8 protein-coding genes are annotated in these 11,894 nt (G+C 58.4%); 3 read left to right on the top strand and 5 right to left on the bottom strand.

Annotated features, from left to right (window positions below; translation table 11 throughout):
* The first annotated feature begins 633 nt into the window (after nt 1–633).
* Nucleotides 634–1,647: a UDP-glucose 4-epimerase GalE gene (gene galE, locus V5F74_RS01780; RefSeq protein ID WP_029558209.1), complete on the top strand. Its 1,014-nt coding sequence runs from the start codon at nt 634–636 to the stop codon at nt 1,645–1,647.
* Nucleotides 1,648–1,727: 80 nt separating this feature from the next.
* Here galE and V5F74_RS01775 read toward each other — a convergent pair whose 3' ends face one another.
* Nucleotides 1,728–2,864 carry a hypothetical protein gene (locus V5F74_RS01775; protein ID WP_029558210.1) on the bottom strand — a complete coding sequence of 379 codons (1,137 nt, stop codon included), beginning with the start codon at nt 2,862–2,864 and terminating at the stop codon, nt 1,728–1,730.
* A 154-nt stretch (nt 2,865–3,018) separates the two neighbouring features.
* Nucleotides 3,019–5,121, bottom strand: coding sequence for a glycosyltransferase (locus V5F74_RS01770; RefSeq protein WP_029558211.1), 2,103 nt, complete (start codon nt 5,119–5,121; stop codon nt 3,019–3,021).
* Between the two features lie 471 nt (nt 5,122–5,592).
* On the opposite strand from V5F74_RS01770, the gene V5F74_RS01765 reads away from it, so the two are divergent.
* A complete protein-coding gene (locus V5F74_RS01765; RefSeq protein ID WP_051679200.1) occupies nt 5,593–7,713 on the top strand; it encodes a glycosyltransferase in 2,121 nt (706 codons plus the stop codon).
* Nucleotides 7,710–8,303: a hypothetical protein gene (locus V5F74_RS01760; protein WP_029558213.1), complete on the top strand. Its 594-nt coding sequence runs from the start codon at nt 7,710–7,712 to the stop codon at nt 8,301–8,303. Before V5F74_RS01765 ends, V5F74_RS01760 begins: the two co-directional genes overlap by 4 nt.
* A 42-nt stretch (nt 8,304–8,345) precedes the next feature.
* On the opposite strand, the gene V5F74_RS01755 is transcribed toward V5F74_RS01760, so the two are convergent.
* The 3 genes from V5F74_RS01755 to V5F74_RS01745 all read right to left on the bottom strand — a co-directional run bounded on the left by V5F74_RS01755 (nt 8,346) and on the right by V5F74_RS01745 (nt 11,892).
* Complete coding sequence (locus tag V5F74_RS01755; RefSeq protein WP_394005924.1) at nt 8,346–9,476, bottom strand: UDP-galactopyranose/dTDP-fucopyranose mutase family protein; 1,131 nt, start codon at nt 9,474–9,476, stop codon at nt 8,346–8,348.
* A gap of 60 nt (nt 9,477–9,536) precedes the next feature.
* Nucleotides 9,537–10,862: a glycosyltransferase family 61 protein gene (locus tag V5F74_RS01750; protein ID WP_394005923.1), complete on the bottom strand. Its 1,326-nt coding sequence runs from the start codon at nt 10,860–10,862 to the stop codon at nt 9,537–9,539.
* Between the two features lie 214 nt (nt 10,863–11,076).
* Nucleotides 11,077–11,892 carry an ABC transporter permease gene (locus V5F74_RS01745; RefSeq protein ID WP_394005921.1) on the bottom strand — a complete coding sequence of 272 codons (816 nt, stop codon included), beginning with the start codon at nt 11,890–11,892 and terminating at the stop codon, nt 11,077–11,079.
* Nucleotides 11,893–11,894: the final 2 nt, after the last annotated feature.

Genomic DNA, 11,894 nt, shown 5'->3' with positions numbered 1-11,894 from the left:
ATGGAGATGCAATTTTCCACAGACGACAGAACCACCGGTTTGGTGCGCGCACTCCGGCGCTTCGGCGCGAATAGCCCCGATGCAGCCTTGTCTCTTGCGGCTCCGCCCGATGCGGCCTCGTGTGACGCCGAAGTACTCTGCCCTGACCTGAGCATGAACTCCCTCGCATCGCCCGTGGGTCAGCTATAACGTGCGAAGCCCGTCAGGTCGAGAAAAAACCGGATGCAATCAATGAGGGCGATCTGACGTGCCAGGTTGGGCTGCAACGTTCGTGAATCCAGCCTTTTCATCCTTATTTTAGTTTTGTGTGATAATTAAAAATGACGAAATAGTGGGTCAAAATTCAAGAAATACTTCTGTATGTTCCGATTTTTAATGGAAAAAGAAAATCCATATCCCACTTTATACGTAGGAGACATAAAAATTCTCTCCCGCTCCCTTCGTGTCATCTGTCGTCCAAAGCCGTGGGACAGGAGATTAACGCATTGCCACCGGTTGATATGACGGCGGTCGGTGGTGCTGGGTGCTGGGAAAACCGCTACAAGGACGCTGGCATGGGAGCCCTCCTTGCGACCCAGCGTGAGTCGGGCAAGAATGCGCGCGTTGGTTGATCCTTGGTGCTGTGGGTTAGGAATGTCCATTCTTGTTACCGGCGGAGCCGGTTATATCGGAAGCCATGTCGTCCTCGCTTTGGTCGACCGTGCCGAGGACGTCGTCGTTCTCGACGATCTCTCGACCGGCTTCGCAGATTCCTTGCATCCAGCCGCCCGGCTGGTGGTGGGCGACGTGAGTGATGCTGCGCTCGTTGCGCGCCTCGTCGCCGAATACGGAATCACGGAAATCATTCATTTTGCGGCAAAGATCGTCGTTCCAGATTCGGTTTCCGATCCGCTTGGCTATTATCTCGGCAACACGGCCAAGACCCGCAGCCTGTTCGCAGCCGCTGTGGCCGCTGGGGTGAAGCGCATTATTTTCTCATCTACGGCTGCGGTCTATGGCGACCCTGGCGCGGGTGTGATTTCGGAGGATCATCCGGCAGCCCCCATCAATCCCTACGGACGCTCGAAGCTGATGAGCGAGTGGATGCTGGCAGACACCGCCCGGGCCCACGGCCTCCAATACACGGTGCTTCGCTATTTCAACGTCGCGGGGGCTGACCCGGAGGGCCGCGCCGGCCAGTCCTCCCGCCAGGCCACCCACCTCATCAAGGTGGCGAGCCAGGTGGCAACTGGCGAGCGGGCCGGGCTGGAGATATTCGGCACCGACTATGCCACGCCCGATGGAACCTGCATCAGGGACTACATCCATGTTTCGGACCTGGCCCGCGCCCATGTGGCCGCGCTCAATGCGCTGCGCGCGGGGGGGCAAAACCTGACGCTTAATTGCGGCTACGGCCGCGGTTATTCGGTGCGGGACGTCGTTGAAGTGGTCAAGCAGGTGTCCGGGGTGGATTTCCCCGTGAAGATCTCTCCACGGCGCTCCGGCGATCCGGCGACGCTTGTAGCAGGCGCGCAGCGCATTCGTGACGAACTGGGCTGGGAGCCTCTGCTTGACGATTTGCCCACCATCGTTCGCCACGCACTCGCCTGGGAGCGGCGGCTCGGACGGGGGAAGGCGCAGCAATCCCCTCAGGTGGCGACCGTCTGAACGGGGCGCCTTTCTGGTCGGATTGCTGATGCCATCAGGCGGAGGCTTGCGGATTTCCGCTTCAAGCCTCCGCGTGTCTGTCACTTGACCTGCAACAGGGTCACGGCAAGGGACTTGAAAAGGAGGCTGGCGTACGTGGGGGGCACGAACAGGATCAGGCGGCACCTGTTGGATTGGAAGGCCGTGAGATCGAGCGGGTAGGCCTGTTGCGTCCTTGTGCCATTCGTGTCGATGGCTATGCCTCCAAGGCTGATATCTTGGTAGCCATCCTCGACGAATATCCGGAAGACCCCCTCGAGGATGGCCTCCGAAGGCTGCGGAAGATAGCTGGACTGGATATCAATCAAGAGCCCCCTGCAGGCACCGACGGACGTCGGATGGAACAGGAACTCGATCGTCCGCCAGTCCGAATCCGCGCATCCCGTCAGATCGACGACGATGTTGTCGTCCATCTTCAAGAGGGCAACTGCCTCCTCCGCGGCAGGGCCGAAGCTGAAGCAGACATTCGGGGCGACTTCGGCGTAGCACGCGACCTCGCGCCGGGTTGCGGCATCTATCGTCAAGGCTTCGGTCGAAAGCTCCGCCCGATGGGCACCTTCAAGCGTCCGGTTCTCTAGCTGGGTCAACAAATCGCTGCTCGCTCTCATCGCGAGCAGCTTCGCGTCCCGCAGGATGCCTATCGTTCTAACCTCGGAGATGCCGAATACGGTCGAGCGGCTCTCGATGAAGAAGATCAGCTTTGCGCCGGACGCTCCTGCCAGGGCGTCCTGAATCTTCTGGGAGAGAACGACCGGGAAGGCGTGGGTCGTGGATGTGGCATTGAACTCCAGCTCGGCGGAAGAGAAATCCACCCACCGCCCATCGGGATATGTGACTCTCAGGACGGAAAAGACCGAAACGGATTTGACGGAGAAGGCATCCAGGATTGAGACGAAAGTCGAAGTCTCCCGAACATCGTCGATATCGAGGGTGATTTCGATCGTCAGCCAGTTCGCGTCTTCCAGCTTGCGGGGCTCGATCTCAATGAACACGTTGCCATTGAAGGACTTGCGCGAGATCAGGATGCCCGATTCGCGGCCCGGCTGGGCGTCGAACTCAACCCGGACGTTAGGGGTGAGATCGATCCCTTGACGGAAAAAGCGAGGCTTGTCCCCGACCAGGGCGAGCCCGTTCATAAAGGAGGCGGCGAACAGGGTCTTGGCGTCAATCGCACTCACGGAAGCTTTCCTTCCAATATTCATGCTGGCTCGGATGTCCCGTATCGGGTCCGGATGAGAGGGGCCGGGACATGCCGGGCACCCGAATTAAGCGACAAGGCAGGAAGGGGGCTTGGTCCCGTGCCCCGATCCCCCCGGGCCGCAAGGGCCTGGATCACTTTTGGAGCGTGCTGGGCTTGCCAGCGACATGGTAGAAATTGTTGGGACCGTTCGCATTGAGAAAGGCGACCAGCTCGGCGCCCCAGCGGTCGTAGAGAGCCTTGTGTTTCGAGGTGATTTTCTCGAAATTGAGGTCCCACAGATTGACCTTGGTCCGGAAGATCGAATTGCTCCGGATGCGGTATTCAAACAGGGCCTTCGGGATCATTATTCCGTACTGGCCGTTGGCGATCAGCTTGATTACGCCTTCCCAGTCATCAAGGAACATTCTCAAATCCGGGTCATGCTGCCCGAATTCGATGAAGACTTCCCGACGATAGACAAGAGATTGGCAGTTCGTCTGATTCATCACGATTTGAAGGGGCGGCTCGGCATTCGATGTGGCCCAATGCCGGATCCTGCCGGACTCATTGAAATCCTCGATCCAACATCCCACGAATGCGACGTTCTCGTAATGGTCGAGGATTGCAGTCGCTTGCTCGTAGTAGGCGGGCGAAACGAGATCGTCAGCGTCCAGCAGCGTCAGGTAGCGGCCCTTGGCGTGGCCTGCGCCAAAATTGCGGGCCGCCGCGACGCCGCCGTTGGGAACGTTGAAGATGCGGAGGACTTCGGGTCCGAGCCCGTGGCGCCGATGGAGGCCGTCAAGCTTGGCGAGCGCGTCGGGGCTGGTGCTGCCGTCATTCACGAGAATGATCTCGCAATCCTCAAGATGGCTTTTCCGGATGCTGGCAATGGTCTCGTCGATGAACTCGTGCATGTTGAAATAGGGGATGACAACCGACAGTCGCGGGCCGTCCCCTTCAATCTGGCTGTGGCTCGCACGCCCGGATACATCTGACGGCAGCGAGAACGGGAAGTGTGTGCGGCTCGTCGAGAGTGTCTCGACGAAGGCGCTCTTGGCAGCGAAGAATTTCTGGGGGTCGCAATGCTCGGCGACTGCTGCCCTTGCGGCAGCGCCAACGGCGGCCCTCGCCGCGGGCTTAAGCTTGATCACTTGGGAGACGGCGTCGGCCACACTGCGCGGGTTCTCCACATCGCAGAGGTAGATTGACTTCCTGTCCTGCGCAATTTCGCGAATGCCGCCGCGCTTGCCGGCGATGCAGACTTGCCCGGCCCCCATGGCCTGAAGCAGGGAATAAGGGAAATTATCGAATACCGAAGGGTGCAATTGGGCATAGGCGGTGCGCGCCTGCTGCTCAATATAGGATCGCGGTCGCAGCCCTTCGTAAATGATCAGCCCGTCCGAAAAATATCGGGAGAAACGGGACTGCAGGAAAGTGAGATAGGACCCACCAGACGGACTGAAATGGGTGTCTGATCCGTAGATCTTCAGCGGCGTGCGAACGCCCTGGTCCCAGAGCAGGGACATGCCGCGAATCGCATGTTCGATGCCCTTCCAGTAGGTCAGGCGCGAGGCGATATAGACGTGATCGTATTCTATCCTGGGGCCGGGGGCGGCCCCGGGCGGCGGGAGCTCATATGGATTGGGAATCACCGTATGCCGAGGCAAGTCGGTGAGCAGATCGGGCTTCAATTCATCGAGCAGAGCCTGCGAGGGTGAGACGAGCCCGTCACACGCAAGCATGCACCATCGCTCCATGGTGCCGTGCCAATAGGCAGGCAGGCGATAGATCGGCCTTTGATCGAGTCGGTCGATGAAATAGGTCGGTGTGTGCGCCGTGACGACAATCGGGATGTCTTTGAGATATCTGTTGAGGCACAGCCGATTTTGGATCGTGACGTAGCCGATGCCGAAGCCGTCGGCGAATTCGAGAAACGACGGACGTCCGAGGCGCGCGAACAGACCGCCCGCCCGGGAGGCGAGAAGTTCGGCTATCCGGGAGAACTGAAGCGAGGTCGAAACCCATTCGCCAATCTCATCCCCATGCCACGACTTCCTGGGATTGATGCGAATCAGGATAATGTTGTCGGCTAGCCATTCCTCTTGATAAAGTCCATCGATCGAATGGGAAATGGCAAATATTGCGAGGGAATGGGTCTCGTTCTTGAGATATAGATTTGTAATCTGGCGCATGTATTCCGAAAGGCCGCCTCCAAAATCGGGCGGATATTCGAAAGTGAAGTACCAGGCGTTCAATGTAATATCCCCGCTTCAGATCTCTGGAATGACCTCACCGTCGCATGGTTGTTTGGCAAAATTATAACTGTTGCAACCTGGCGTCTTTTTGCCTCTACACATGTCCGAACTATCAGACATCCTCTGGGCACTTGCATCAGCGCTATGCTTGCACGGCAACTTGCGTCATCGACGAACCGGTCTCGGAATGGGGTTGTAGACTTCTTAGGTTTCGCCCGTTCCGTCAAGGCGACGGAATGATCTGCGGCGGATGGGCGCAGCATGCTACCACGCAATGCGCCTCATGGGCAGGCACGTCCAGCGGTCGGGAAGACCGTCGCCGCGCCCCGCGCGGGGATGTCGGAGGCTGCTGGTTGATTGCGGCTGCAACCTCACCGGTATATCTCTCCCGAGTTGTACGTTGGGCGCCTCGTATGGTGACCAACGGTCAATCAACAGGGTTGGTTGGGGTGTGGTCGGGGGCCGGGTCATATGAGCTTTCTCCGGGAGGGCGTCGCGCCGTTCGATTGCTCCATCGTGTTGACTGTGCATGGCGAGCGCCATCTGTTGACGCGCAGCCTAGCCTCGCTCGATGCAGCTGCCCTCTACGCCGGCGATCTCGGGTATCGCTGCGAACTCGTCGTCGTGCATGACGAGACCGATCCACTGACGAGCACGATCGCGCGGACCTATCCATTCAAGGGGTTCGTGGCCATCGAGCATGTGGTGACGGAGCATCGTTCGCTCGGTCCGGCACGCAATTCAGGCGTCCGTGCCGCACATGGAACCTTCATTGCCACGGCTGATGGCGACGATCTCGTTTCGATCAACATGCTGTCCGAGATGCTGGCCCAGGCGAGCGTGGCGGGCGAGCGAACGCTGATGTTCCCTGAGTTGCTCATCGGCTTTGGTGCACAGGATTTTATCGGCCAGTATTATTCGTTGGACGATGAGATCAAGCTAACTTTCCTTGCCGCCCATCCTTACGTGTCGCGCGTATTCGGTCCGCGCTCCTATTTCCTCGCGCATCCTTATGCAGATGCGCGCGTGAGCAGCGGCTATGCCTACGAGGACTGGCATTTCAACGCCGAAGCGGTGGCGCGGGGAATGGACCTCCATGTCGTTCGCAATACAGCGCTGTTTTACCGGAAGAGGAGGGGGAGCCTTCTCAATGAGGCGAATGCGAAATCGGTACGCCAGACACCGCCGACACTGCTCTTTCGCCCGGACGTGTTCCTCGACGTGATGGCGGGCGCCTACGACACATATTGTGCCGCGGACAGGCGTCCGGCCTTGCGTCCGGCGATCCACCTGCCCCTGAGCGACAATCCCGTCTTCTGCGAATTCATCCTCGCCGCCAATGCCATCGAGCCGGCTGTCAATCCTTCCGTGATTGACCAGTCCGCCTATTTCACTGCCCTTGAGTGGTCCAACGCCGAGGTCGGGGCCGCATACTTCGAAATTTGCCGTCTCATCGGAGCGGCCACGTTCACCGATATCTTCCTGTTTCCCTTCCTGCGCCATGGCGGGGCGGAGAAGTACATTGGGGATGTGATGCGGGCGCTTCTCGAAGGCGATCCGGCGCGGAAAATTCTGGTGCTGCTCGGGGAGGCTGACCCCAATCTGAACATGGAGTGCCTGCCGCCTGAGTGCGAGGTGGTCGATTTCAAGGCCATCTGGCCTGATCTTGAAGACCGCTTCGTCGATCTCATAACCCTGCGTCTGATCGAAGCCTATGGCGATGCCACGATCCATCTGCGCCAGTCGGTTTATGCGGAGCGTTTTTTCTCAGCCTATGCGCCCGTTCTCGGCGGACGCAGAACGATCTTCTACCGCTTCTGTGACGAGTGCTCCTATGTGAAGGGCGAACAGGTGACGGCGCCCTGGGGCTTTTCCTTCGTCGATGCGCATGTCGAGCATCTCTTCCGCATCGTCAGCGACAATGGCAGCGTGGTCGAAGCCGATGTGCGCAGGCTCGGCGCCTACGCCGATCGCTATGCGGTGATCTATGCACCCCAGCCGGTTCGGTCGGAACCGCGGGCTGGCGTGGGTCGGAGGGTGCTCTGGGCTTCGCGACTCGTGGCGCAGAAGCGGCCGGAATTGATCGCCGCCATCGCGGATTCGCTTGCCGCTCGGGCATCGGACATCGTGATCGACGTCCGTGGCGACGGGACTGATTTTGATGCCGCGATGTTCGCCGGCAGGCCCAACATCGCTTATGGGGGCCCGTTCGCGCGCTTCGCGGATGTGGTGAATTCCGAGCATTTCGCCTTTCTCTACACCAGCGTGTTCGACGGACTTCCAAACGTCCTGCTGGAGGCCGCAGCCTGGGGCCTGCCTTCCGTCGCTCCGCACGTCGGGGGCATTGCGGAGTTCGTGGTCGACGGCGAAACCGGCATTCTTCTGCCATCGGGGCCCGACGATGCGGCGCTGGCGGCAGAGTATGCCGATGCGCTGATCGCGCTGGCGGAGGAGCCGGAGCGGCGGCGCAGGCTGGCACTCGCTGCTCAGGAGCGACTGCGGCAGAAACATGCGGCGGAGGTGCACCGGGGAGCTGTGCTGCGGCTGTTCGGCGTCGAAGAGCCGGGTCAGATCGAGGCGGCAGCGCAATGAACGGTCATGATGCAACGATCCGTGCGTTCCGGCGGCGGCTGATCGAGTATGGTGTGCTCATCCGCAACCTGAATGATCGCGTTCGGGTTGCCGCCCGCGAGAAAAGCGAGGTGGCGGCGGAAGTCGATCGCGCCCGTTTCGACGCGGCAATTCTCGGCAACAGGGTGCATGTGCTTGAGAGCCGGCTGTCGTCGCGCCTCACGCTGATCAAGATTCTGCTTGGGCTGCATCATCCGACCCGTGACGAGGAGGTGGATGCCCGACTGGAGATCGTCTCGGGCGCCACCCATGCGGACGGCGTGTATCGGGTCACACCCTTGGGGGGCGCGATTGAGCTGCGAGGTTGGCTCAAGGGGCCAGCGGCAATGGGTGGGGCCGCTTTCCTCCGAGTTGGGACGCGAACGATCGCCTGCGAGAGGTTTCCCCGCGCAGACGTGGCCGGCACGTTCGGTCTTGATCCGACTATCGGCTGGGGGTTTTCCGCTGTGCTGCCGGCGGCGGACGTACCGTCCGTTGACAGCGCTTGTTGGATCCTGCTCGGAGACCGGCCGGTGAAGTGCCTCGGCCACCTCTCCCGGACAGCGGGCTGACGCGCCAAATTTGGCGCGCCGGGTCAGCGAGGAACCTAACCCCTATGCCGGCTGCGCGGCGATCCACCGGCCCGCGCTGAGGAGCGACTGGTTGATGACCTGGTGCATGTCCAAATACTGGTAGGTGCCGCAGCGGCCGATGAAGGTGACGTGGGGCAGCTTGGACGCCTCGGCCTCGTACTCGCGATAGAGCCGATCGAAGCGGCCATCGTGAGTCTTCACCGGATAATAGCGCTCGTGATTGTTGTCGTGGTAGTCGCACGGCTCTTCGACGGTGCGCAGCACGCGCGGGCCGGAGGCCTCCAGATGGCCCGGAATGTTGTGCCACCACGTCTCGCGGGTATAGGGACCGGCATCCGTATAATTGATGGTGACGTGAGGCGATGCCTCGGCGGTCGGAATGCTGGTGGTGTGGAAGCGAATGGAGCGATACGGCAACTCGCCATGGGCGAAGCCGAAGAATTCATCGATCGCCATGCTGTTGAAGCAATGATCGTAGCCGTCCAGCATGGCGTGGCTGAAGGGCACGCCGAGCCTCACGGTGATGGCCGGATGATCAAGGATGCGCTCGAAGATGGCGGTGTAGCCGTCTTTCGGCATGGCCTGGAAGGTGTCGTTGGTGAAATAGCCAGCCTCGCGGGTGGTGCGGATCTGCAGCCGGCGGACCACGGCGGCGTCCATCTCCGTCAGGTCCATGTCCCACATCTTCTTGGTGTAAGGGCGGAAGAAGAGGTTGGTCAGCTCGGGCCCGATCGTGGAGAAGAGGTGGTCTTCCGCATTCACCACCGGATCGCGCGGAACGCTCACGGCGGCAAGCTGGGCGGCGACTTCCTCGGGGGTGGAGAGTGAGAGGCCGAACAGCGCGTTGACGGTATCGAGATTGACCGGCATGGGCACGAGCCGGCCATCTGGAAGGCGGGCGACGACGCGATGTTCGTAGGTCAGCCATTCGGTGAAGCGCGAGAGCCAGTCCACGACCCGCTGGTTGGAGGTGTGGAAAAGATGCGGCCCGTAGCGGTGGATGCGCACACCGGTCTCATCGACGCTGTCGAAGCAATTGCCGCCGATATGGGGCCGCGTGTCGATGACCTCGACGGAGTGGCCAGCTTCAGCAATCTCGCGCGCATGAACAGCGCCCGCAAAGCCTGCACCTACAATCAGGACCTTCGCCATAATAACTTTCCTCAAAACCGCAAACTGAAGTAACGAATCCAACTCCCACTTTCTTCCATCTTAGCCCTGCCTAAGCATTGTTGAGGCGCACTTCGCAACAAGCGCTGGGTCGACGACGAAGCTCGAATACCAATTGGGTTCGATGGGATCAACGCAGTAAGCGTAATAGTCGGCGTTACAGAGAGCTGCGACGTGTTTGAACCATCCATTGATTTGGGAAGTGTGGAAGAGCTCAAGAATTTTCAATTTTCCCGGATGTGACATAATGTTAGTCAAGTTTCCCCCATGCGCACCAACAACCGCTTCTGCATCCGACAAGGTCACAAGCTGCTCGGAGTAAGGCATGGATCCAATGACCAACGTTTCAAATCCAAGGGGGCGCAGAGCTGCTTCAAGATCGTCAAAGTTCGCGACAGAACGCTTGTTACCCATGTCCGCCCGGCTGAGAAGGATCCGTTTGCCTGGAGTGATAGGTTTGTCGTGAACTAGGTGGGAACGTATCACGTTGGTTTGGTAGGGGTGAAAAGCTAATCTCTCATCAATCCGGTGAGTAGAGGGTACAATCAAAACATCGAATTTGAATGCCACTCCTTCCTCAAGAAGGGGGTTCCAAATCAGAGACTTGTCCACGCCAAACCTTTCGTAGGCGCTCATACGAAAAGGTTCTTCGTGATCCTCCGGTGGGTGTCCCGGCCGGGATGTCGAGATGATGCCAGCCAGATCCGATCCAAACAAGGTTCTACATTGATCGAGCATGCCAATCGTAGAAAGACTCTGAATATGAAAGTGTCCGAAATTTCCCAGCATATTGTTGAGCAAAAACCATGCCCCGGACTTGTTTTTGACGTCGTCAAAGCGAGGAAGAAATACGCCGGAATCATTCTCAAAGGCGGCATATTTTAAATACCTCGATCGAAGTTCGGTTTGGTAGCAGGTTTCGTAAACTGCCTCGCCACCGCTCGATTGAACGAGCATCCCATTGTAGAGTACGGCGTCAAATAAGACGTGAAAAAAAACTTCGTCTCCAACGTAATTATCTGCAAGAAAAAGTTGCGCCCTTCCGGGGAGATTGGTGCAGCCGTCAAGCCAAAGGCCCCGTGACGGAGTAACAACTGTGGTTTGTGGAGCAACAATAAACGAAAAGTCTTCGCCCCTGTTGGTGGCGGTCTTTAATTCGTCGTAGCTTGATGTCGAATTTGCGAGGGGCCCTCGCATAAAAGGTGCGAAATTGCCTAGCGGTCGCAATATGTGTGGGGTTTGATCCGGCAGAAATTCACCTGGGTACGTTCCTGCCATGTCTTGGGTGGCAAAATTGAACGTCGGCTGATCTGCCCGCGAGAAAACTGATAGAAGACTCCCGTCTGCTACCCAACTCCTCTCGTTCACGCTACCTTTTGCAATCCCGCCGCCGGGCAAAAAAAAAGGGGGTAGAGGGGGGTCTCGGCATTGCCCCGGCAAAGGAGATGCGCGCCCAGATGCTGCTCTGCGGTGCTGGCCATTCTATCCTCACGCACGCGGCCACTTAGTGGCGCTGTTTATGGCTCGACGTCAATCTTGAGTCAAGAGGGGTTCAGTTTGAATGTTGAGTATTTTCAGCTGGTTAGGCTCCGCCAATCTTCCTTGCGACGACCACAGCGGAAAGGCCGAAAAGGATCATCCCGATAATGATGCAAAATAGCAGGAAGGGGTCAGAGAATGTGCTCTGATATTCATTGAAATAAGCGACCCGCACCATATCCACAATCTGACATAAAGGAAAAAATTGAAGCATCTCCTGTAGGCGATCTGGAAGGCTCGTGGGTAGATACAAAATACCAGAAGATATCCAGAACAGTGGCCCTAGGAGTGAGCCGAGCATAATAAGAGGTGCCCATAAAAGTCCAAGAGAGCCAAAAATTAGACCTGTCGCAAATCCGAAAAACCACGCAGTTATCAAGCTGTAAGTAAATAAGTGTACATTTGATGGAATTATATCGTACCCTAAAATTGAAATAGTAGTAAGAATTGAAGCTACGATAAGGGATCCTGTTACCACTTCTACAATGCCGCGTGCGAAAAGGATGTCAAAAAAGTCTACGCCGGGAAAGTATAGGAGCGGACGATTCTGAATGATTGAAAGCATCATCTGCTTGTGGCAGTAGAACCATAGCACGAAAGGCAGGATGCCCGTCATCAGGAAGGTCAGGGGACGTCCGCCGATGGGGGGGATCCGGCCGATGACCGTCAGGATCGCCAGCGCGATGCCGAGATGACCGAGGGGCATCACCAGACTGAGCAGGAAGCCGGCATAGCCGGAGCCGAACCGCGTCTGAAGGTCGCGCATGACGAGGGCGCCCACCACGCGCGCATGCATTGAAAGCGCGGTGGACCAGCTCTCGCCGGCAAAGCGCGTGAGGCGGGCCTGCGTTTCGCTCATGG

It is taken from the genome of Xanthobacter aminoxidans (assembly GCF_043193615.1).
In the GTDB taxonomy this organism is placed as follows: Bacteria; Pseudomonadota; Alphaproteobacteria; order Rhizobiales; family Xanthobacteraceae; genus Xanthobacter; species Xanthobacter aminoxidans.
The sequence above is the reverse complement of the archived record's forward strand: the minus strand, read 5'-3'. Positions and strand labels throughout refer to the sequence as shown.